At 69.3% G+C, this 21,342-nt stretch carries 23 protein-coding genes and 1 pseudogene; 10 read left to right on the plus strand and 14 right to left on the minus strand.

Annotated features, from left to right (window positions below):
• Positions 1 to 53: 53 nt before the first annotated feature.
• Positions 54 to 452: a universal stress protein gene (locus P1K31_RS01485; RefSeq protein WP_276304509.1), complete on the minus strand. Its 399-nt coding sequence runs from the start codon at positions 450 to 452 to the stop codon at positions 54 to 56.
• Positions 453 to 1,258: 806 nt separating this feature from the next.
• Here P1K31_RS01485 and P1K31_RS01490 point away from each other — a divergent pair.
• Positions 1,259 to 2,215: a phytoene/squalene synthase family protein gene (locus tag P1K31_RS01490; protein ID WP_276304510.1), complete on the plus strand. Its 957-nt coding sequence runs from the start codon at positions 1,259 to 1,261 to the stop codon at positions 2,213 to 2,215.
• A gap of 18 nt (positions 2,216 to 2,233) precedes the next feature.
• On the opposite strand, the gene P1K31_RS01495 is transcribed toward P1K31_RS01490, so the two are convergent.
• From P1K31_RS01495 to crtID, 4 genes are all read right to left on the minus strand, one after another.
• Positions 2,234 to 2,794, minus strand: a complete 561-nt coding sequence (locus tag P1K31_RS01495) for a CBS domain-containing protein (protein WP_276304511.1) — start codon at positions 2,792 to 2,794, stop codon at positions 2,234 to 2,236.
• A 64-nt stretch (positions 2,795 to 2,858) separates the two neighbouring features.
• Positions 2,859 to 3,713, minus strand: coding sequence for a bisanhydrobacterioruberin hydratase (gene cruF, locus P1K31_RS01500; RefSeq protein WP_276304512.1), 855 nt, complete (start codon positions 3,711 to 3,713; stop codon positions 2,859 to 2,861).
• Positions 3,706 to 4,599 carry a prenyltransferase gene (locus P1K31_RS01505; RefSeq protein ID WP_276304513.1) on the minus strand — a complete coding sequence of 298 codons (894 nt, stop codon included), beginning with the start codon at positions 4,597 to 4,599 and terminating at the stop codon, positions 3,706 to 3,708. Before P1K31_RS01505 ends, cruF begins: the two co-directional genes overlap by 8 nt.
• Entirely contained in the window at positions 4,599 to 6,107 is a 1,509-nt protein-coding gene (crtID, locus tag P1K31_RS01510; RefSeq protein ID WP_276304514.1) for a bifunctional phytoene desaturase/3,4-desaturase, read from the minus strand. Before crtID ends, P1K31_RS01505 begins: the two co-directional genes overlap by 1 nt.
• 220 nt (positions 6,108 to 6,327) lie before the next feature.
• Here crtID and P1K31_RS01515 point away from each other — a divergent pair, with 220 nt between their 5' ends.
• From P1K31_RS01515 to P1K31_RS01530, 4 genes are all read left to right on the plus strand, one after another.
• A complete protein-coding gene (locus P1K31_RS01515) occupies positions 6,328 to 6,735 on the plus strand; it encodes a DoxX family protein (RefSeq protein ID WP_276304515.1) in 408 nt (135 codons plus the stop codon).
• Between the two features lie 112 nt (positions 6,736 to 6,847).
• Positions 6,848 to 7,978: a hypothetical protein gene (locus tag P1K31_RS01520; protein WP_276304516.1), complete on the plus strand. Its 1,131-nt coding sequence runs from the start codon at positions 6,848 to 6,850 to the stop codon at positions 7,976 to 7,978.
• Positions 7,979 to 8,034: 56 nt separating this feature from the next.
• Positions 8,035 to 8,727, plus strand: a complete 693-nt coding sequence (locus P1K31_RS01525) for an SDR family NAD(P)-dependent oxidoreductase (RefSeq protein WP_276304517.1) — start codon at positions 8,035 to 8,037, stop codon at positions 8,725 to 8,727.
• 48 nt (positions 8,728 to 8,775) lie between these two features.
• Entirely contained in the window at positions 8,776 to 9,633 is an 858-nt protein-coding gene (locus tag P1K31_RS01530) for a ZIP family metal transporter (RefSeq protein ID WP_276304518.1), read from the plus strand.
• Positions 9,634 to 9,673: 40 nt separating this feature from the next.
• On the opposite strand, the gene P1K31_RS01535 is transcribed toward P1K31_RS01530, so the two are convergent.
• Positions 9,674 to 10,210, minus strand: coding sequence for a YkgJ family cysteine cluster protein (locus tag P1K31_RS01535; protein ID WP_276304519.1), 537 nt, complete (start codon positions 10,208 to 10,210; stop codon positions 9,674 to 9,676).
• Between the two features lie 138 nt (positions 10,211 to 10,348).
• Between P1K31_RS01535 and P1K31_RS01540 the strand changes: the two genes are divergently transcribed.
• A complete protein-coding gene (locus P1K31_RS01540) occupies positions 10,349 to 10,792 on the plus strand; it encodes a hypothetical protein (protein WP_276304520.1) in 444 nt (147 codons plus the stop codon).
• Positions 10,793 to 10,864: 72 nt separating this feature from the next.
• A pseudogene (locus P1K31_RS01545) lies at positions 10,865 to 10,981 on the plus strand (aminopeptidase); the annotation flags it as partial.
• A gap of 1 nt (position 10,982) precedes the next feature.
• Here the strand turns inward: P1K31_RS01545 and P1K31_RS01550 are convergent.
• From P1K31_RS01550 to P1K31_RS01565, 4 genes are all read right to left on the minus strand, one after another.
• A complete protein-coding gene (locus tag P1K31_RS01550; RefSeq protein WP_276304521.1) occupies positions 10,983 to 11,348 on the minus strand; it encodes an RPA12/RPB9/RPC11 RNA polymerase family protein in 366 nt (121 codons plus the stop codon).
• A 30-nt stretch (positions 11,349 to 11,378) separates the two neighbouring features.
• Positions 11,379 to 12,353 (minus strand): beta-ribofuranosylaminobenzene 5'-phosphate synthase family protein, encoded by a 975-nt coding sequence (locus P1K31_RS01555; RefSeq protein WP_276304522.1) that lies wholly within the window; start codon positions 12,351 to 12,353, stop codon positions 11,379 to 11,381.
• A gap of 110 nt (positions 12,354 to 12,463) precedes the next feature.
• Complete coding sequence (locus tag P1K31_RS01560) at positions 12,464 to 13,159, minus strand: glycosyltransferase family 2 protein (RefSeq protein ID WP_276304523.1); 696 nt, start codon at positions 13,157 to 13,159, stop codon at positions 12,464 to 12,466.
• Positions 13,160 to 13,293: 134 nt separating this feature from the next.
• Entirely contained in the window at positions 13,294 to 13,572 is a 279-nt protein-coding gene (locus P1K31_RS01565) for a hypothetical protein (RefSeq protein WP_276304524.1), read from the minus strand.
• 567 nt (positions 13,573 to 14,139) lie between these two features.
• Between P1K31_RS01565 and P1K31_RS01570 the strand changes: the two genes are divergently transcribed.
• Positions 14,140 to 14,916: a PGF-CTERM sorting domain-containing protein gene (locus P1K31_RS01570; RefSeq protein WP_276304525.1), complete on the plus strand. Its 777-nt coding sequence runs from the start codon at positions 14,140 to 14,142 to the stop codon at positions 14,914 to 14,916.
• 135 nt (positions 14,917 to 15,051) lie between these two features.
• Here P1K31_RS01570 and P1K31_RS01575 read toward each other — a convergent pair whose 3' ends face one another.
• Complete coding sequence (locus P1K31_RS01575) at positions 15,052 to 15,471, minus strand: OsmC family peroxiredoxin (protein WP_276304526.1); 420 nt, start codon at positions 15,469 to 15,471, stop codon at positions 15,052 to 15,054.
• A gap of 319 nt (positions 15,472 to 15,790) precedes the next feature.
• Here P1K31_RS01575 and P1K31_RS01580 point away from each other — a divergent pair, with 319 nt between their 5' ends.
• Complete coding sequence (locus tag P1K31_RS01580) at positions 15,791 to 16,504, plus strand: hypothetical protein (RefSeq protein WP_276304527.1); 714 nt, start codon at positions 15,791 to 15,793, stop codon at positions 16,502 to 16,504.
• On the opposite strand, the gene P1K31_RS01585 is transcribed toward P1K31_RS01580, so the two are convergent.
• Entirely contained in the window at positions 16,394 to 17,005 is a 612-nt protein-coding gene (locus tag P1K31_RS01585) for a hypothetical protein (protein ID WP_276304528.1), read from the minus strand. The two genes, P1K31_RS01580 and P1K31_RS01585, sit on opposite strands and share 111 nt — an antisense overlap.
• A 681-nt stretch (positions 17,006 to 17,686) precedes the next feature.
• Between P1K31_RS01585 and P1K31_RS01590 the strand changes: the two genes are divergently transcribed.
• The gene (locus P1K31_RS01590) at positions 17,687 to 17,881 is read left to right on the plus strand and encodes a cold-shock protein (RefSeq protein ID WP_254544118.1); all 195 of its coding nucleotides are present in this window, start codon (positions 17,687 to 17,689) and stop codon (positions 17,879 to 17,881) included.
• A 92-nt stretch (positions 17,882 to 17,973) separates the two neighbouring features.
• Here the strand turns inward: P1K31_RS01590 and P1K31_RS01595 are convergent, their stop codons facing one another.
• A complete protein-coding gene (locus P1K31_RS01595) occupies positions 17,974 to 19,782 on the minus strand; it encodes an SLC13 family permease (protein ID WP_368410822.1) in 1,809 nt (602 codons plus the stop codon).
• Positions 19,783 to 19,976: 194 nt separating this feature from the next.
• Positions 19,977 to 21,317: a hemolysin family protein gene (locus P1K31_RS01600; protein WP_276304529.1), complete on the minus strand. Its 1,341-nt coding sequence runs from the start codon at positions 21,315 to 21,317 to the stop codon at positions 19,977 to 19,979.
• Positions 21,318 to 21,342: the final 25 nt, after the last annotated feature.

Consider the following 21,342-nt stretch of genomic DNA (forward strand, 5'->3'; position numbering starts at 1 on the left):
CGACGGGTTACGACGGGTTTCGGCGGGTTCCGGAGGGGGGGCCGGGCGACGCGCTACCGGCCGTCGGTCAGCGGGACGGCGACGACCGGTCGCTCGGTGCTCAACAGGAGGTCCTGGGCGGTGCTCCCGAAGATGATCTTCCCCGTCGGGTTGCGCTTTCTGACGCCGATGACCAGTTCGTCGGCGTCGTACTCCTCGGCCGCGGCCAGCAGGTCCTCGGCGGGGCTGTTCCCGCGGACGAACTGGTGGGTCGCGACCGAGCAGTCGAGTCCCTCCTCGAAGGGGCCGAGCGCCTCGGTTCCCTCGCGAACGTCGTCGCCGCTCGTGTCGTCACCCCCCTTCTGCGAGTTGACCACGTACACCTCGTCGGTGGTCGCGACCCGATCCCGGAGGTACGAGAGCAGGCGCTCGCTCGTCTCCACGCCGTTCGTTCCGACAACGAATCGTGCCATGTCCGATGAACACCCGCTGCTATGATATACGTCTTCGCCCCACACGGGCGTGACGGACGCCCGAGACGTACCCTCCGTGGGCGAGTACTCCCGGACCGCTACGGACGGCTCTTCCGGCGCTATCTGAGCCGTGCGTACCGTCCACGAGGACCGCAGTGGCGAACGGCCGGCAGCGCCGGCCGTGAGTGAGGCCGACGGCCGAGCGAGCGGACGCGCCGAATCCCCGACCGCAGTTCCCGCGAGCCGGCGGCGAGCGGGAGCACGCCAGACGAGCACCGCGAGTCCGGCGGTGGGAGTGAGGCGCGGTTTTAGTCCAGGTTTCGCCAGCGAGCGAGCGCGAGGGAGCGCAGTAAAACGTGGGCGTGCAGGCGACGCCGCGGGCTGCTCGCGGGGCGTGGCGTCGCGCAACCGCGGAGCGCCCCACGACGACTCTCACGTCACGGGAGCCTCTGGTCCCGCTCTCGGATATAAAGGTACGGGGGAAACAAGCCCGAGCGGTATCGTCTGCATCGGCGCAGCACCCGCGAGCGAACGTAGTGAGCGAGCGGACCGACGGAACCCCCGAAGGAGCGTAGCGACTGAGGGGGTGAAGGAGGGTTTTGATCCTGCTTTTGCCAGCGAGCCGCCAGCGACCCGCTTCGCGGTCGCTGGCAGGCGAGCGCGGCAAAAGGTGGTGGTTGAAAGGTGACAGTTCGAAAGGCGGATTGTCACTCGGAGAGTGAAATCATTACATATTATGGCGTTATGCTGCCGACGTACAAAGGCATAAGCCGTATCCGTCCGAATATAAGGTCGGTCCACAGCTCATGGTCGATAAAACGCAGCTCGCCAGGAGTAAGTCGATCCACCGGCGGACGGGCCCGACGTTCTACTTCGCGACGCGCGTGCTCCCCGAGCGCGTCAGGCGAGCGACGTACGTCCTCTATGCCTTCTTCCGCATCGCGGACGAGGTGGTCGACGAGGAGGACACCCACCTGTCGTCCGCCGAACAGCACGAACGCTTACTCTCCGTCCGCGAACAGGCGCTGGGTCGGGCGCCCGCGAACGACCCGGTGCTGGCCGCGTTCAGCGAACTCCGCGAGGAGGTCGGCATCGCCGACGACGAGATCGAGCTGTTCGTCGACGCGATGCTCGCGGACATCGAGCAGACCCGGTACGAGACGTACGACGAACTCGCGGCGTACGTGCGCGGATCGGCCGCCGCCGTCGGCGAGATGATGACGACGGTGATGGGTCCCGACCGGCCCGAGGAGGCGCGCCCCCACGCCCGGGCGCTCGGCGAGGCGTTCCAGCTCACGAACTTCCTCCGGGACGTCCGCGAGGACATAGCGAAACACGGGCGCATCTACCTCCCCCGGGAGACGCTCGACCGGCACGGCGTCACCGACGAGCAGATCGAGCGGTTCGAGGCCGACGAGTCGTTCCGCGAGGCGATGCGCGCGGAGCTGCGCCGCGCGGAGGGACGCTACCGCGAGGGGGTCGCCGGGATCAAGTTGCTCCCCGCGGACTGCCAGTTCGCCGTCCTGCTCGCCGCGGTCCTCTACGCCGAACACCACCGCCTCATCCGGGACCGCGACTACGACGTCCTCGCCGCGACGCCGCAACTGAGCACGCCCCGGAAGACGTGGCTCGCCGTCAAGACCCGCGCCTACTGGGCGCTGTCGAAGGACCCGGAGGCCGTCTTCGCGAAGGTGAGCGCGATCCCCATGACGGGAGACCGGCACGCCGAACCCGGCGCGGGCGAACCCCACCCCGTGCGCTGACCCGCCCCGCGTCCGACCTCAGTCCGCCTGCCTCCTCCCTTTCCCCTCCGTCGTCCCCGCCCGTTCGTCCCGGAGCGCCCGGATGACGTCCTCCCGCGTGACGATGCCGACCAGCCGACCGGTCCCGTCGACGTCCGTCCGATCCGCGGCGGGGTCCCGATCCGGCCGCTCCACGACCGGCAGGCGGTTGATCTCGCCGGACAGCAGGTCGAGCAGTCGGTCGATGTCGTCGTCCGGTTCGACCGTCACCACGTCGGCCGTCATCACCTCCCGGATCGGCCTGCTCGCGTTCTTCGCGAGGTCGATCCCCAGGTCGAGGTCGTCCCACGACACGTTCACCGCGTAGGTGAGCGTCTCGGTGAACGGCGGGAGGCCGATCGGGATCCAGAGGACGCGGTCCTCCGTCTGGAAGAGCCGAACGAGGTCCCCCTGCGTCACGATGCCGACCAGGCGGTCCCCCTCGACGACGGGAAAGCCGTTGAAGTCGGCCTTCGCGAGCCGCGAGAGCACCTCGCTCACCTCGGCGTCGGGCGCGACGGTCTCCACGTCGGTCGTCATCACGTCTCGGGCGCGGAGCATGGGAGGGGCTACGTCCGGCGCGGGTCTATCCGTTCCGGTCTCTGACCAGGATAGCATTGCTGCGTCAGCGCGCCCCGACTCCCGGAACCGAGCCGCGCACGTCGAAGTCGAAGCGGTCGGTGTAGAGCAGTCCGAGGCCGAACAGCGCGGCGACGCCCACGGGCACCCAGTTGCCGAAGTAGGCGTTGATCGGTCCCCAGAGCAGCACGAAGCTCACGAGGTCGTCGAGCATGAACTCGCACTCCCGGAGGCGGGAGAGGAGGCCCGCCCGCTCGAAGCCGAGGTCGAGGGCGAGGACGGCGACCGCGGCCGAGAGGACCCAGCCGAGGTAGTTCGAGACGGGGACGCCGTAGTAGGCCCCGCCGTTCGCGTACGTCCAGAAGCCGACGGAGACCGCGGCGGGATCGAGCACGAGGTCCATCCCGAGGACCGCGAGGACGACGGCCGGCAGGCGCACCCGCGCCCGGTCCGCGCGCCCGCCGAGCAGGAGCAGGCAGAGCAGGTAGCTGTTCAGCACGAGGGGGAAGAAGAACACGGGCAGGCCGACCGGGATCGCCCCGAACAGCATCGGCCCGAGGTCGACCGCGTACTCGAACTGCCCGTAGGGCCACCCGGTCGTCACACCGAGGTACTCGACGCCGTAGGCGTAGAGTGTCAGAGCGAGGAGCGCCGCCGTCGCCCGGCGGTCGAGCAGCGGCGCGACGCCCGCGATCAGCGGGAGGCGCATCACGACGACCCCGGCGAGGATGAGATACGGGTTGTAGTTGAGCGGGCCGAGCAACGACTCCGCGCTCGCGACCAGCAGCACCGCCCCGACGACCGGGAAGACGACCGCGATGACGAACCGGTTCCCGCGGACGAGATCGTCGAGGCGCGCCTCGACGCGCGCCCGGGCGGCCGTCGCGCCGACCTCAGCCATGGACGAGCACCCAGAGCCCCCCGAGCGTGATCACCGCGCCGACGAGCGTGTTGATCGCCGGGTACCACCAGTACGCCCGCTCGACCGACACTCCGGAGCGCGCGATGGCGAACACGAGAAGCGGGTAGGCGAGCAGCACCGCGGCGAAGAACGGGTGGACGAGGCCGAAGACGGCCGCCGCGGCGAGCCAGCAGGCCGCGCAGTAGGCGTACGCGCGGCGCTCCCCGAGGACCGTCGCGGTCGTGCGGATGCCGGCGGCGCGGTCCGGTTCGACGTCCGGGATCGCGGAGAACGTGTGCATCCCCATGGTCCAGAGCCACGCGCCCGCCACGGCGGCGACCGGGGGGTACTCGCCCGCGACGGCGGCGTAGGCGACGACGCCGGGGAGGACGTACAGCCCGTTCGACGCCGAGTCGAGGAGGGGCGTCGTCTTGAACCGCAGCGGCGGCGCGCTGTACTCCGTGGCGAGGAACGCGAAGGCGGCGAGCGCGACGAGCGCCGGGACCGGGAGGAACGGGACGAGCGCGACCCCGAGCAGGCCGCTGGCGGCGACGACTCCGAGGACGAGACGGCCCCCCTCGAAGCGCACCTCGCGCCCCTCCTTCTTCTCGTTGTGGGCGTCGATCTCGGCGTCGAAGACGTCGTTGACCCCGTAGAGGTAGACGTTCGCCGGGACGAGGAAGTACGCGAACAGCGCGAGCGCGATCGGCGAGAGGAGTTCCGGAACGCTCCCGGCGGCGTAGGCGGCCCCGACGATCACGGGTCCCGCGAGGTAGAACCAGAAGCGGGGGCGCGACAGCCGGAGCAGGTGTCCCAGGCGCGTCGACTCCGGGGGGAGGAGGTCGTCGAGGCCGACGCGCAGGTGGCGCTCGTCGCTTCCGTTCATCACAGGTCGTCTACGAGCGCGGACGCCGTATGCTCACCGCTGATGAGGCACATCGGGACGCCGATGCCCGGGGTGGTGAACCCGCCGGTGAAGTAGAGGCCGTCGACGGCTCTCGAGCGGTGGGGCGGGCGGAGGAGCGCCGTCTGGCGCAGGGTGTGCGCGAGCCCCAGCGCGGTGCCCCGGGTCGCGTTGTAGCGGTCGGCGAAGTCCTCGACGCAGAACGACTTCTCGAAGACGATCCGGTCGCGGAGGTCGACGCCGGCGTTCTCCGCGAGGTCGGCGAGGACGAACTCGCGGTACGCCTCGCGCAGTTCGGGGGTGTCCTCCAGTCCGGGGGCGATCGGGACGAGGACGAACAGGTTGCCGTGGCCCTCGGGGGCGACCGAGTCGTCGGTCACGCTCGGGGCGCAGACGTAGTACGCGGGGTCGTCGGGCCAGGCGGGGTCGTCGAAGATGTCCGCGAAGTGCCCGTCCCAGTCGGTCGGGAGGACGAGCGTGTGGTGCGCGAGCGGATCGACGCTCCCCTCCACGCCCAGGTAGAGCAGGAAGGCGCTCGGCGCGTAGGTGCGCGACGCCCAGTAGTCGGCGTCGTACTGGCGCTCGTGTTCCGGGAGGAGGTCCTGCTCGGTGTGGGCGTAGTCGGCGTCGCTGACGACGAAGTCGGGACGGTGGACCGCTCCGTCTACAGTCTCGACGTGGAATCCCTCGCGGCGCTTCGTGATCTCGACCACCTCGGCGTCCGTCTCGACCGAGACGCCCAGCCCAGACGCGAGGTCGGCGAGGCCGTCCACGACCGCGCCGATCCCGCCGTCGGGGTAGAACACGCCCATGTTGAAGTCCACGTGCGCCATCATGCTGTAGAGCGCCGGGGTGTTCTTCGGCGACCCACCGAGGAACACGAGCGTGTACTGCATGATCTGCCGGAGTTTCGGGTTCTCGAAGTAGTCGGCCACGTAGTCGTCCATCGTTCCGATTAGCTGCAGGCCGATCGGCGCGGCGCGCAGCACGTCGAGGTCGACCCAGTCGCGCAGGCGGGGGCGGTCCTCGTAGACGAAGTGCTCCATCGCCACCTCGTAGTGCGTCTCGCTCGTCTCGAGGTAGGACTCGAGCGCCTCGCCCGCGCCGGGTTCGATCGACTCGAACAGCGCCACCATCTCCTCGCGGTCGTCGGTCACGTCGATCCGGTCGCCGTCCTTGTAGAAGATACGGTAGTGGGGGTCGAGGCGCTCCAGCTCGTAGTAGTCGGCGGGGCGCTCGCCGAAGTGCGAGAAGAAGCGCTCGAAGACGTCGGGCATGAGGTACCACGACGGCCCCATGTCGAAGCGAAACCCCTCCGCCTCCAGCCGCGAAGCGCGCCCGCCGACCTGCCCGTTCTTCTCCAGCAGCGTCACGTCCGCGCCGTCGCGCGCGAGGTAGCAGGCCGCGGAGAGGCCGCCGAACCCGCCACCGACGACGGCGACCGACCGTCCGGCGAGGGGCGTCCCGTCCGCGTCCCGTCGTAGGACCATGGGCAACTGTTAGTCGGAGCGAACTAAAACCCGCTCGTTCAGACCTATCGCTCGCGACGAAGGAGGGGAGCGCTCGTCGATCTCGCCGCGCCCCGGCCTCCGCGGGAGCCGACGCGGATAGCGGCAAGCCTCCGGACGATCTCGGGGCTTAACTCCCGCCCGCGCGTCCAGTAGCGTGCATGAACGACGTAGCGACGCCCACTGCGGCGGGTGACGGTCGATGACGGGGACGGACGCCCGCGAGGGAGCCGACGGGGGGCGAGATCCGCCCTCGTTGCTCGGCCGCCTCCTGTTCGGGGGCGTGCTCGCGTACACGGCGATAGACGGCTTCCGGAACATGGACGGACAGATCGCGTACGCGGAGGCGAACGGCGTCCCCGCCCCCGACCGCCTCGTCCCGCTGGCGACGGGGTTGCTCGCGTTCGGTAGTCTGGGCGTCGCGCTCTGGCGACTGCCCAGGTTGGCGACGGCGGCCGTCGCGACGTTCCTCGCGGCGATAACGCCGACGATGCACGACTTCTGGAACGCGCCCGACGAGCAGCGGGCCAACGAGCGGAACCACTTCGTCAAGAACGTGGCGATACTCGGCGCGGCGGTGGCGTTCCTCCGCCGCGCCCGCAGGCGGTAGCGCGCGACGCCCACGGTGCGGTCGGCCCGACGCGACTCCCCTTCCGCCGACCGCGGTCACTGCCGAGCGCGAAGTGCTATACCGGCGGCGGGCGAACCGTTCGCCGAGAGCGATGACGGAAGGCTACCGCCGGTGGCGGCGCGCCGCGGCCGCGACGAACCTCGCCGAGCGCGCGGCGGTCCGGTACTACCGCCCGGAGGGCGACGGCCGCCTCTACGCCGTCGCGGTCGACGGCGCGGAGCGGACCTACCCGCTCGTCGCGCGCCGGGGGTGGCTCGCCGGGCGGTCGGGCGTGTCGGGCGTCCTCGGCCCGTACCGGGACGCGAAACGCACCGCGATCGACGAGTCGGTGGTCGCCGCCCTCCGCGCCCGCCACGCCGACCGCAGCGGCGGCGACGCAGAACTCTGGAACGGCGAGACGTACGCCGTGAGCGCGATGGACGCGGACGGCCCGCCCTTCCCCGTCACGCGCTCGGACTACTTCTCGGGCTGCTCGACGGCGGTCGGGCTGGGCGAGGAACTGACGCGCGCGCTCTACGACGCCGGCGCGTCGCCCGACGCCCCCGACGACGCGCTCGGCGGGATCGTCGACGCGCTCTCCCTCCCCCGCCGGGAGCGACGGTTCCCGGACGCCGCGTCGTTCTTCCGGGCGGACCTGCCGCCGAACGTCCTCGGGGCGGGCCTCCTCCCGGTGTTCGACACCGGCGACGGCCACGCGACCCTCTGCTACCGACGCTCGGCCGACGTCGCCCACTACCCCGGGCGGGTCGGAATCGGCGCGTCGGGGATCGTCGCTCCGGATTCGGCGGGCGAGCCGCCGAGCGTCCGCCGCGCCCTCCTCACCGAGTTCGCGGAGGAGCTGTTCGACGCGGAGGGTGGGGCTAGAGACCCGCTCGCCCACGAGTCGGTGACCCGCCTCGAGCGGCTCGCAGAGCGCGGCGAGGCGCACCTCGACTTCGCGGCGGCGGCCTGCAACGCCGTCGGCGGGAACGTGCTCCTCTGCGCCCTGCTGTTCGTCGAGTCGCCTGCGTACTACCGCGACGTCCGCGACGGGCTGTCGATGAACTGGGAGGGGTCGGACGCGGAGTGGGTGTCGCTGACCGACGGCGATCGGCTGGCGGAACTGAGCGCCCCGCGAGGGATCGTCCCCCACGGCGCGCTCTGTCTCTTCGAGGGATTGCGCCGGCTCGACGACGCCTACGGCGTGCGCTCGGGGCTGTCGTTCGAGCGCCGGACGCCGTAGCTCGACCTCCGACGGCCTGCGAAACGACGAAGCGCCCGGCGCGAGTGGGACCCCGCATGGAAGAGTCGACGGCGGTGGTGACTGGCGCGAGCCGGGGTATCGGGGCGAGCGTCGCCCGACTGTTCGCCGAACGGGGGGCGCACGTCGTGCTGTGCGCGCGGGGGGAGGACGCGCTCCAACCGGTCGTCGCGGACGTCGAGGCCGGCGGCGGGAGCGCGACGGCGCTCCGGGCGGACGCCCGCGACGAGTTCGACCTCGAACGGCTGATGGCGGTCGCCGCGCGCGAGGGGGGCGGTATCGACCTCCTGGTCCCCTGCGCGGGCGTCTACCACGGCGCGCCGGGGGAGACGCCGCTCGCCGAGGAGTCCTACGCCGCCGTCGACGACCACCTCCGCACCAACGGCCGGGGCGTCTACGCCGCCGTCCGCGAGGCGGTCCCGCACCTGAACGACGGCGCGCGCGTGCTCGTCCCCTCCGGGGGCGTCGCGCGCGACGCGAGGCCCGGGTACGGCTCCTACGCCGTCTCGAAGGCGCTCGCGGAGGCGCTCGTCCGGCAGTTCGCCGCCGAACTCGACGCCGCGGTGGGGGTGATCGACCCGGGGACGGTCTCGACGGACCTCACCGGGGGGACGGGACGCGACCCCGACGACGTCGCGCCGATGTTCGCCTGGGCGGCGACCGACGCCCCCGCCGAGGAGGTGGACGGTCGGGTCGTCGATCTCTCGGCGTGGAGGCGGGCGACGCGCTGACGACGAACCGAGCGTTTTAGTAACGTGAGGCAACGAGTTGTTAACTAGATGGGTATCACGAACACCGTCACCCGGACGGCGGCGGGTGCGTACTCCCCGATCGGTCTGTCCGCGGTCGTCGCGCTGGTCGCGCTGTCGGCGTTCGCGCTGACGGTCGACCTGTGGAAGGTGACGGCGATCAGCTGGGTGGCGTTCGCGGCGATGGCGGGGGCGATACCGCTCGGCGTCCGGGCGGCCGACGGGGTGAACGCCCGCCGCCTGGTGTGGGGCTACGGCCTCGCCAGCGGCGCGATGGTGGCGAGCGCCGGGGCCTTCCTGCTCCCGCAGGCGATCGGCCTCGACCCGAAGATCGGCGGCTTCGGCGTCGCCGCCGGCCTGCTCGTCGGGTTCGGGTCGCACGCGCTCGGCCACCGCGCCGCCCACCTCGACCTCCCGTTCGACGCGACTGCCGCGCAGCTGGCCGCCCACGCCCTCTCCGCGGGGGCGATCATCGGGCTGATCTACGGGGCGATGCCCGAGCTCGGCCTCCTGCTGGGGCTCGCCATCGTCTCGCACAAGGGGCCGGCGGGGTACGCCGCCGCGCGTCGTCTCGTTCGAGAGGGACGGACCGCGACGGTCCTCCTGCTCCCGGCGGCCGGGGTCGGTCTCACCGCCATCCCGGCGGCGGCGGTCGGCCTGCCCAGCGCGTCCGCGACGAACGCCGCGGTCTTCGGCTTCGCCGCCGGGGTGTTCCTCCACGTGGCGATGGACTTCCTGCCGCGCTGCGAGGTCGGCAGCGAAGTGACGGAGGTGGCCCAGATCTCGGCGGGCGACCACCGCCTGCTCGACCGCCTGCGCACCCACGCGGTCGCGAGCACGTCCCTCGGCGCGTTCGCCGTCTTCCTCGCGTGGATCGCCCTGAGCTGACCGGCGCGGGATCGGCGGCATCGCTACCGTAGAGCGGGCGCTACTCGATGACGACGTCGCTCGTCGGGTCGTCGAGATCCCACAGCAGGGGTGGGAGGAAGGCGTCCAGATGGTCCACGATCCGCCGGTCGCTCACGCCGAGCCCCTCGCAGTAGGTGCGCGCGGAGTCGCGTACGTCGACGTGTATCTCGCCGTCCACGACGCTCACCGAGAGCGGGAAGACCGAACAGCGGGTGGGTTTCCAGTCGTGTTCGGCGTGAAGCGCGCAGAGGCCGTCGTCGCGCAGGAAGTGGCACGCGCGGCCGTCCACGTCGACGTGCTCCTCGCGGTCCTTGTCCTCGCGCTTGACGAAGTCGCGCCCCCGGAGCTGCTTCGTCGAGCGGTTCAGGTTCTCGCGCTTCGCGAGCTCCGCGAAGTCCTCCTCGTACAGCAACACGCCGTGGTGGCAGCACCACGTGCACTCGGGGACGCACTCGAAGGTCAACTCGGGATCGAACTCGACGATCGCCTCACGGCCCGGGTGGACCTCGACGCGGCGGGGCGCGGTCACGCCCTCTACTGGGTCCCACGGAGGCATACGTCCTTCGGCGGGCGATACGCGCGGCGTCCCGTCGAGCGTACCGCCGCGACGGCGAGCGGGTACTCGACGCCCGCCCCGGATAACGTCGCGGTCCACGGCCGACAGCGTATATCTCCGCGACGCCTCCGGGAGCGCATGGACCCGACGCTCACGGCGGCGGACACCCACGTGTCGAGCGTGTTCTTCGCCGTGCCGTTCGACGCGGTCTGGCCGCGCGTGACCGACCCGGAGGCGTTCCCGACGCTGTATCCGAACCGGGCCAGCGCGATCGAGCGGACCGGGCGGGGCGCGTTCCGCGCGACCGGACCGGCCGGCGACGAGTTCACGGTCTACCCGCACCTCGACCGCGAGTTCGGGATCGCCGACGTCGAGGTGGTCGACGAGACGGGGGCGTCGGAGTTCTCCCGCTCGCGGCTGTTCCCGGTCGGCGAGGGCGCGTGCGTCCTCGTCCACCTCGCCGTCCGCCGGCCCCGCCTCTTGGACGACGAGTGGGCGGCCCACAGGCGGGGAACCGACGACGACCTCCGCCGGGCGAAGGTCGTCATCGAGGATGAGTTCGGCGACGGTCGAAAGGGGTAAGGCGGAGCGACGGCCGTCGCTAGCTTCAACTCCGCTTTCACCGACTTTGACGGAGGTCTTTGGGACGGCGACGAGTTCAACGCGAGCGCGACCCACGTCGACATGCTCGTGGACGTGCGTCGGGACTCGCGCATCGAGGTGGACGGCGAGGTCGTCCAGCGGGACGGCACGTTCCGGTTCGAGGGGTAGTCTAGTTGTAGCCGCGCCAGCGGTGGCCGCACTCCTGGCACTTGAAGAAGCGCGTCGGGGGTTCGTCGGCGCTCGCGGTCTGCTTGATCGTGTACCACGCCCGGTCGTGTCCGCACTCATCGCAGGTCGCCTCGGTGCTCGGGAGGCCCTCGTCGGCCGCCTCCTCGGACGATTCGATCACGTCGTCGAACGTCTGTCGCTCGGTGCTGACGAACTGTGCGGCGCGCTCCGCGTCCTTGGCGACGCGCGCGCCGCAGGACGAGCAGACCATCTCGTCCCCGTCACCGGACTTCGTCCGGTTGCCTGCCGAGCTTCGCTCGGTAACGTCGGCGTGCATCAGCGAACCGCAGTCGTCGCAGAACTGCATGAGTTCACGTAGTCGCCCGAGGTGCAAAAGTCACGCGTCGCTGTCGTCGCTCGCGAGCGCGCCCTCGTTGCGCGCGGCGACGACGCGCACCTCGCCCTCGATGCCCAGTTCCTCGAGGGTCGCGCGGGCGGCCTCCTCGGCCGCCTCGGCGCGCGTCGCGGTCGTCACGCCGTAGACGGTCGGTCCCCACGAGGACTGGCCGACGCCCGAGACGGCGGGCGATCCCCGGAGGGCGGCGACGACGTCGCCCGCGGGCGGGCGATACACGCCGCCCTGTTCGTCGGCGTACCACGCGCCGTTGAGGCGGCCGAAGGCGGCGACAGCCGCACCGAACCGGTCGGGGTCGCCCTCCGCGACCGCGGGGAGGATCCGCCGGGTGAGGACGGCCGCCAGGTCGTCCGCGATCGTCGCGTCCGCGCGCTCGATCACCGAGCGCATGCTCTCGTCCTCGTCCGGGCCGTGCTTTCCGCTCTCGGCCACCGGGAGTACGAGGAGAAAGCGCCAGTCGTCGGGCACGTCGTGGCGCGCGGCGACCGCGGGGACGGTCCACTCGCCCGGCGGCGGCGGGGCGGTGGTGAACCGCTCGGCGGGGTGGCCCGCGTCCACGACGAACCCGCCCGCCTCGAACGCCGCGACGCCGACGCCGCTGCGCCCGCCGCGGTCGAGGGCGGGGGCGCGCTCGCGGACGCGGACGGGTCGATCGTGCGCCCTCGCGACGGCGGCGAGCGTCGCGAGGGCGTGCTGCGTGCCGCTCCCGAGACCGACGTGCCGGGGGAGGGGCTCGACGAGGCGGACGCGCGCCCCGGGGACGCCGAGCACCCCGCAGGCGCGGCGGGCGGCGCGCTCGACGATCGGATCGGCGTCGAGCGTCGGGGCGGGGGTAGCCTCGACGGTCGCGCGCGGTTCGTCGAGCGCCACGCCCACGCCGCCGTAGAGGCGCTCGTGGGCGAGCGAGAGGTTCTGGAACCCGAAGTGGAGGCGCGCGCCCGTCTCGACTCGGACCATGGTGCCCCATCACGGCGGGGTCGTATCCCGGTTGCGTCACCGGAAACGCCTACCACCTGTCCCGAGTCCGTTTCCGCCTTCCGCTCTCGTGTTCCTCCCGCGTCCGCGCTTCACCAGTCCCTGAAGTAACCCTCGCCGGGGTCCCGGCCGAGCGCGTACCGGGCGTACCCGACCGCGTAGCGCAGGAAGAGGCCGCCGTAGCCCTCCTCGCGCTGCCGGCGGACGGAGGTGTGGACCCACGCGTGGGGATCGTACACCAGTCTCCCGCGGGCGCGCATCCGGAGCGAGCAGTCGGTGTCCTCCATGAACGGGAGCGACTCGTCGAACCCGCCGGCCGCGAGGAAGGCCTCCCGGCGGTAGCTACAGTTGTTACCGCTCGCCTGGACGAAGCCGACGGGCCAGGAGACGCGGTACCAGTAGTCCGAGAGGAGTTTGAACAGCACCTCGTCCGTTCGGCTCCCATCGAGCGGCCGCAGCGGACCGCCGACGCCCACGACGCGGTCGTCGTGGTAGTGGCTCAGGTGCCGGGCGACCCAGCCGGGCGGGACGACGGTGTCGGCGTCGGTGAAGCAGACGACCTCGGCGCTCGCGGCGCGAGCCCCCCGGTTGCGGGCGGCGGCGGGGCCGTCCTCGGCCGCGTCGCGAACGACGCGGTCGGTCGCCGGGTGGTCCCGGGCGGCCGCCTCGGTGCCGTCGTCGCCCCCGACGACGACGACGACCGCCGCGCCCTGATCGGCGAGCGCGTCCAGCGCCCGAACGACGGCGGTGCGCTCGTTGTACGCGGGCACGACGACGGCGGCATCCATACCCGACGGGGGGCGGGGGCCGCATTAACGGTGGTGATCCACCGCGTCGGCCGAGCGCTACGCTCCCCCCGGGGTTCTTCCCCGCACTCGGAGGACGGCCGGCGTACGGGCCGTCCTGTGCGGGATGGCCCGCTTCACTCGCGCCACTTGCGCAGCAGCGCGAACGCCGGGAGCACGTCCGCGAGTAGCGTTCGATCGTTCGACGTCGTCCGTTCCGTCGCGTCCGTCTCGGACTGGTTCGTGTCGAGACGGACGCCGCAGGCCGGACAGACGAACTGCGGTCGTTCGCCGTCGCGCCCGAAGACGTGGAACCGGTCGCCGCCGCAGCGCACGCACTCGCGCTGCGGGGGGAGCGTCGTCGGATCGCGCAGTTCACCGCCCGTGGGGGTCTCGGTTTCGTGTGTCGTCGCCATCAGTTGCCTCCTGTCGATTGACTCTCACGGCCAGTGGAATGTGGCTCGTGGCTACGTGCGTAGATGTCAGATACACTGTCACTATTCGAACGGGTAGCGGGGCGATCTCTCCGCGACGGCGAAGGACCGTCGCGGACCGGATCTCCTCGCGGTGTCCCCCTCGTGCTCGACTCGCGGTGTCGCCTCGCCCGCGCCGCCGGTCGGCCACCGCCGCAGGGCGAACCTTCACTCGTTGCCATATTTTCACATCTCCTTACCGGAGATATTAGTTATGCCCAGAGATAGAGAATATAAGGTCGTGGGTACCGTCTTCGAACCGGTAGAGTACTACCGACGTACGGAGCGGCGTTATCCGACGATTAATAGAGTAACGAAACGGTGAACGTACCGAGGATCACACCGTAGGGCTCACCGAGACGGGCTCGAGTTCCATACGGTCAGTGGGTCCCGACTGTCGACGGATAGGCCGGTCGGGGGGTCGGCGCAACCGACCGATGGCGGGACGTCGATCGGTCGGTCAGGTCCGCCCGGGGGAAGATACTAACCCCGTGACGTTGTGGTGAATCCATGTCGTTTACACGTCTCAGAGTAACGCTCGTCGTCGCGGTCGTCCTCGCCGTCGTGTGTACGTCGCTCTCAGGGGTGGCGCTGGCGGGGCGTACCTCGGACGGCGCACATCCCGACGCCGCGGGTAGCGCGTGGGCGGATCTGACGGCCGTGGCGCAGGCGAACGGGACGAACGAGACGAACGCGAGCGCACCGCCGGACTCTGACGGCGACGGCCTCACCGACGAGAACGAGACGGGGCGGTACAACACCGATCCGAACGCCGCCGACACGGACGGCGACGGCCTCTCCGACGGCGAGGAGGTCAACGAGTACGGCACGGATCCGACCTACAGCGACACGGACGGCGACGGCCTCTCCGACAGCATCGAGGTGAACAAGTTCGGGACCGACCCCACGAAGCGCGACACGGACGGCGACGGCCTCCCCGACGGCGAGGAGGTCAGGCGCGGGACGAACGCTACCAACAACGACACCGACGGTGACGGCGTCCCCGACGGCACCGAGGTCGAGGAGGGGCTCTCGCCGACCGAAGTCGACTCTGACGACGACGGTACGCCCGACGGTGAGGAACTCAACCAGACCGCGACGCCGACACGGACCGCCGACGGGACGAACCGGACGAACGAGACCGGCGAGAGCGACGGGACGAACGAGACCGACGAGACGAACGCGAGCGCGTCCGACGGTTCCAACGAGGTCGGTCCCGGCTTCGGCGTCGCCGCCGCGCTCGTCGCCGTCGCCGTCGCTGCGCTGGTGGCGCTCCGTCGGAGGTAGTCGCTCACTGCACTCTCGTCGAAGGGACCCACCGCGTCCCGATCGACGCGGTTCGGGTCGGGATCGAGGCGGCGAATAAAGAGGGCACGTTCTCGAGTCGCGGTCTTCGGTCCCCGGTTCCGCGACGGATCCGATCTACGCTAGCGTCGCGTTCGCCTCGATCTCGACGGCGGAGAGCGCCTGCGAGACGGGACACCCCGACTTGGCCTCCGAGACGTACTCCTGGAACGTCTCGTCGTCGATCTCGGGAATCTCGGCCTCCACGTCGAGTTCGATGCGGGTGATCGCGCCGTCCTCCAGGTGGACGCTCGCCGTGGTGTGGATGCGCTCGGGGTCGTACTCGTCCTGTGCGAGGCCGTTCGCGAGGGCCATCGAGAAACAGCTAGCGTGGGCGGCTCCGATGAGTTCCTCCGGGTTCGTCTTTCCCTCCTCTCCCTCCTGGAAACGCGAGACGAACGTGAACTCGCCCTCGAATACGTCGTCGCCGACGACGAAGTCGCCGTCACCGTCGCGCAGGTCGCCTCGCCACGTCGCTTCTGAGGTTCTAACTGGCATTGTGGTACACCTCGATCGGCCCTACGACGGCCATCGTAAAGGAGATTGGCGTGAGGCCCCCGTTTGCGTTACTGTCACGATCGGGCGCAGGTTCGGCGTTCGGCTCGGGATTCGGGTGCCGGAACGGGGATCGGTCGACGGGACCTCGCGGGGTGTCGTCGGCCGGAAACCACGAGCGTCCGTCCTTTCGTAAATATGCGGTTAAGCCGCGACGCACGTACCGAGAGCCCGAGTCCGGACGCTAGCGGATCAGGAGGTCGCGACGGCGCACTACGAACGACAACGGACAGAACAGCCGACGCCCCGGCTATGGATGCGGATGAGTGTTCTCAGCGGCCTCCTCGGAGGAGCGTTACTGACGATCACGGGGCTCACCCTCCTTACCGTCCCGAACGAGGCAGCGGCCGCGGTCGTCGATCCACTCGGCGCGGCCGCGATGATCCTCCTCAGGTTGCTCGGCGCACTCGCGTTCGGCGTCGCGACGCTCCGCGCCGACGCCGAGACGCCCCCGCGACCCGGTGACTGGCTTCCCGTCACCGCACTACCGGTCGGTCTCCCGTTCGCGCTCGGCGTCACCACCTACGTGACGGTGCGGGGCGCGGATCCGTGGACCGGCCCGCCGCTGTCTGTTCTACGGGCTCGCGTGGATCGTCCCCAGTCGCTACCTCTGGGAGCGTCAGAGCGAGGCGTCCGAAGCCGGAGTGGCTCCCGGATAATACCGACCGTTCGATCGACCACCGGCGGAGTATCACTCGTGCAGACGACCGCTCGAAAAGCACCCACCGCCGAAGAGCGGGGCAACTCTACGGATAGTGGCTCGGAGGTAACATCGGCGACCTCTCTTAGGGGATCCCGGATCTACTTCGACGAGACGGGTAGTGCGAGCGTCGAAACACCTGCCGGCCGCGAATCGAGGCCTGATCTAGTGAAATCGCTGTTCGACCTCGAGCGTCTTGTCCACAGCGTCGTCGAAGCGTTCCCGGAGCTCTTCGCTGAAGGTTCGGATGCGGGGATCCTGCTGTACCACCTCTAGCGAGTCCCAGTCTCCAGCTTCGGTCGCGGCGTACAGCTGCGTGAACTTCTCTCCGTTGTTCCCGTACGCAACTGCGATCACGTACGGTCTTGCCTCTTCGGTGCTGTCGACCGGATGGCCCGCTCGCCACTCCTCGATCTCGGTCACGCTTACCCGATCAAACGTCGTCAGCTCCGCGCTGAATTCGCCGGCCACGAGGCGTTGTACCAGCTGTTCTCGATCCCATTCCCGCGTCTCACCCGTGTCGACATCTGCTCCCGTTACCGTCTCGGTCGCGACCGACTCGATACGCCAGTTCGTGAGCAGCGGTCCGGCCATCTCAGCGGGCGTTCGCGTGCTGACGTCACCCTCTTGAATACGGTCACCTTCCTGAACACGAATGTAGCGAGGGTTCGACGTCGAAAGGTCGATGAAGATCTCTCTCGGATCCGTGTTGACTAGCACGTCGATTCCGTCGATCGTTCGAAGTTCTACCGTTTGCTTGGAATTTTCTCTATCCATTGTTGGCCGTTGTGTGGTGTCGGGCATCGAACGTGGGACAGTGTATGGACCGTCCCCGGAGTTCGAGCGATAACTGACGTGGCTCGGTTCGCGGATCGATCGCACCTACCGGCTTCGCCAGCGATCCCTGCCCTGTTCTCCCTTACCCACTATAGCCCGACCAGACGTTTCACCCTGTCGTCGACTATCGCAATCCACGACTGTTCGGCACTCTGATGACGACCGATCGGAGGGTCGTGCGTTCGGCCGATCCGGATTGGCGGACTCTAAACATCGTCTTGGGGAGGGTAGAGTGCCATCTCGAAGCGACAACCGTACGAACGTGGTGAACCGAGTGTGGTACGCACGTCTCCCGTTCCGTCGAAACGCGACAGTCACCCGTCGTCGGAGCCCTCCGATAGGGCCGAGCCCCGGCGGTCGATCGGACATCCGTCTCACCGAAACGTAAGCCCGGTGGCCCACCAGACGCTGACTCCTCCACGTGGTAGGGGTTAGCGGTAGCGGGGTCATAAGGGGGGCGTGCACTCCACGCGTCGGCCACGAAACGCACCTTCCCACGCCGGGCGGGCTTCGCCCGGGAGACGCCCTGCCGGTCGTGGCGGGGAGATATCGACAGCGGTGGGTCGTGGTACCGCGAGCCGCAGAACCGTTATCCGTCGGCGGGGGCTACGTCTGTTCGTAATGGCAAACGGTACGGTTGATTTCTTCAATCACACAGGCGGTTACGGTTTCATTTCCACCGAGGATGCGGACGACGACGTGTTCTTCCACATGGAGGACGTTGGCGGCGCTGACCTCGAAGAGGGAACGGACATCGAGTTCGACATCGAACAGGCCCCCAAGGGCCCGCGCGCGACGAACGTCGTCCGCGCCTGAGACGCGACCGGTCACCGCGCGGTGACGGCGGTTCGCTTCGTTTTTTGGACTCACCTCCGAGCGAGGGCCACGCCGAGCGTGAGCGCCGCGAGTTACGCGCGGACGCCCCAGAAGAACGCGATCCCGAGGACGGTGACGACCGACAGGAGCAACTGCAACGGCGCTCCGACGCGGAGGAAGTCGGAGAACCGGTAGCCGCCGGGGCCGTAGACGAACAGGTTCGTCTGGTACCCCACGGGGGTCATGAACGCCGTCGAGGCCGCGAACGTCACGGCCAACACGAACGCGAACGCGTTCGCTCCGATCGACTGAGCGGCGCTGGCGGCGACGGGGATCATGAGGACGACGCTCGCGTTGTTGCTGATGACGCTCGTCAACAGGCCGGTCGCGAGGTAGAACACCCACAGGACGCCGATCGCCGGCAGGAACGTCGCCGTCGACGCGACGGCGTCCCCCAGAAGCGCGGCCGCCCCCGTCTGCTGCAGGGCGATCCCGAGCGGAATCACCCCCGCCAGGAGGAAGATCACGTTCCACTCGACGGACGAGTAGAGTTCGGTCGGTCTGAGGACGCCGGTGAAGACCATCGCTACCACCCCCGCTAGCGCCGAGACGACGATCGGGAGGACGTTCAGCGCCGGCAGTGCGACGACGCCGGCGATGATAGCGACCGCGAACGGGATCTTCTCGGTCCGGTAGGTCACCTCGTCGAACTCGTGGGCGACGATGAAGTCCTCGTTCCGGACGAGACGGGTGAGGCTGTCCGGCGGTGCCTGCACGAGAAGGGTGTCGCCGACGCGAATACGGATGTCCTCGAATCGGTCGCGGACCACGTCACCGCGGGTTCGAAAGGCGAGGACGTTCGCGGAGTAGCGCTGTCGGAACGTCGAACTCGCCAGGGTTTCGCCGACGAGGAACGATCCCGACGGAACGACCACCTCGACGAGGACGGGGTCGCCATCGTCGGGATGCAGGTCGTCCTCGGTCCGAGGTCCGCCGGCCAGCGCGAGGCCCTCCGCGTCCATGATGCGCTCGAGCGTCCCCCGGTTCGTCCGGAGCCGGAGCGTGTCGCGCTCGTGGATCTCCTTGCGAGCGAGCGGCTCGTCGAACCGCTCCCCGTATCGGATCAGTTGTAACACGTCGATGTCGAGTTCGTCCCCTCCGAGCGCCTCTCCGACGGTCTGCCCGATCAGCGACGAGTTCGCGGGAACGACGACGTCCGTGAGGTACTCCTGGAGGGCGTACTCCTCGACGAGGTCCTCCTCGGCGGGAACCCGCTCGGGGAGCAACCGAACGCCGACCGTCACGAGATAGACTGACCCGACCGCGAAGACGACGACGCCGAGCTTGGTGAACTCGAACATCCCGAACGCGTGCAGCCCGAGACCGGGGGACTCCGCACCGAGCCGGGCCGTGATATCGCTCGCGAGAATGTTCGTCGACGTGCCGATGAGCGTCAGCGTCCCGCCGAGCATCGAGGCGAACGACAGCGGCATGAGCAGCTTCGACGGCGAGGTCCTCCCCTCGTGTGCGAGATCGGCGATGACGGGGACCAGTATCGCCACGACCGGCGTGTTGTTGATGACCCCCGAGACCGGACCGGTGACGCCGATCGTCGCGGCGAGTTGCTTGCGCCGGTCGTTCCCCGCGAACGCGGCCATCTTCCGACCGAGCAGTTGGACGATACCGGTCCGATTGACGCCGGTACTCAGGATGAGCATCGCCAGCACGGTGATGGTCGCAGGGCTGGCGAAGCCGGAGATGCCCTCGCGCGCGGAGATCTGCGTCCACGGTTCGAGCACCATCAACAGGACCATCACCAGGATGGCGGTGACGTCGATCGGGAACCGCTCGGTCGCGAAGAGAACGAGCGCGAGGAGGATGAGCGCGAATACGACGAGCATATCCCCCGTCACCGTGGACGGAGCGGCACTCTGGGCGAGTAGAGCGGGCAGACAGAAGGACACACAGAACAGACGTTACAGCGGGGGAAAAAAGGCTCGTATCCGTACCGGTGGACCGTCAGCACTCGACGTGTCCAGGGAGGCGGAGGAGGTAAGCTCCGGAGTAGCTGCGGTTCGCCGCATCGCTGTTCGACCTACTCGTCGCTCGTCTCCCGCACTGACTGCGCCTGTCGGATCACGAGGCGTTCGATTCGAGCGTCTTCGACGGCCTCGACTTCGAGGGTGTACCCCTTCTGTTCGATCTGATCGCCGACTTCAGGGACTCTCCCGAGGTGACTGAACACGAACCCTCCGATCGTCTCGACGTCCTCGCTCTCGAATCCGGCGTCCAGTCGATCGTTCACCTTCTGGATCGGAACGCCACCGTCGACGACGTACGTCCCGTCGTTCCGCTCCTCGATGGAGGGTTCCTGGGCCGCCGTGTCGAACTCGTCCTGGATGTCGCCGACGATCTCCTCCAGGATGTCCTCGATGGTCACGATCCCCTCGAAGACTCCCCACTCGTCGATCACGACGGCCATCTGTCCCCCTCCGTACGTCTGAAACTCGGCGAGGATCTCGTCGATCCGTCGCGTCTCCGGGACGACGAGCACCTCTCGGGCGAGTTCGCCAGCGGTGAGCGAGTCGTCGCGATCCGCCGCCGTCTCGATCGCTCGCAGGACGTCCTTGGCGTGGACGAACCCGACCGGTCGCTCCCCGTCTTCCTCGAGCACGAGGTAGCGCGTGTAGGTCCCGTCGGCGGCGACGGACCGCAGCTCCGAGAGCGGCATCGAGGCGGGCACGGTCTCCACGTCCGGGCGCGGGACCATGACCTCGCGGGCGACCGTATCCCCGAGTTCGAAGACGCTCTCGATCATCTCGACCTCGTCGAGGTCGATGTGTCCCGTCTCCTCCGAGCGGGTGAGGATCATCCGGATCTCCTCTTCGGTGTGGGTCTCCTCGCTCTCGGACGCCGGCGAGACGCCGACGAGGCGAGTGAAGTAGTTGGCGGTACCGTTGAAGACGATGATGCCGGGCATGAACGCGTAGTAGAAGAACTTCATGAGCGGGGCCACGAGGAGCGCGATCCGCTCGGCCTCCTGGATGGCGAACGTCTTCGGCGCGAGTTCGCCGAACACGACGTGGAGGAACGTGATGAAGCCGAACCCGAGCGCGAACGCGACGAGGTGAATCGCCCCGCCGGGAAGTACCTGACCGAGGACGGGTTCGATGATCGCCGCCACGGCCGGTTCGCCGATCCATCCGAGGCCCAGCGAGGAGAGCGTGATCCCCAGTTGGCTGACCGCGAGATAGTCGTCCAGGTTCCGGAGGGCGTCCTGCACCAGGGTCGCACCGGGCTTGCCCCGCTCGACGAGCGCGTTCACCTGGGTCGGCCGGACCTTGACGAACGCGAACTCCGCAGCCACGAACACCCCGTTCATGAAGACGAGGAAGAACGCGAGGAGCAGTCCGCCGACGGAGATCAGGTCTACCATGGTAGCTCATTCCCGTGTAGACACT

The organism is Halomarina halobia (assembly GCF_029338575.1).
Taxonomy (GTDB): Archaea; Halobacteriota; Halobacteria; order Halobacteriales; family Haloarculaceae; genus Halomarina; species Halomarina halobia.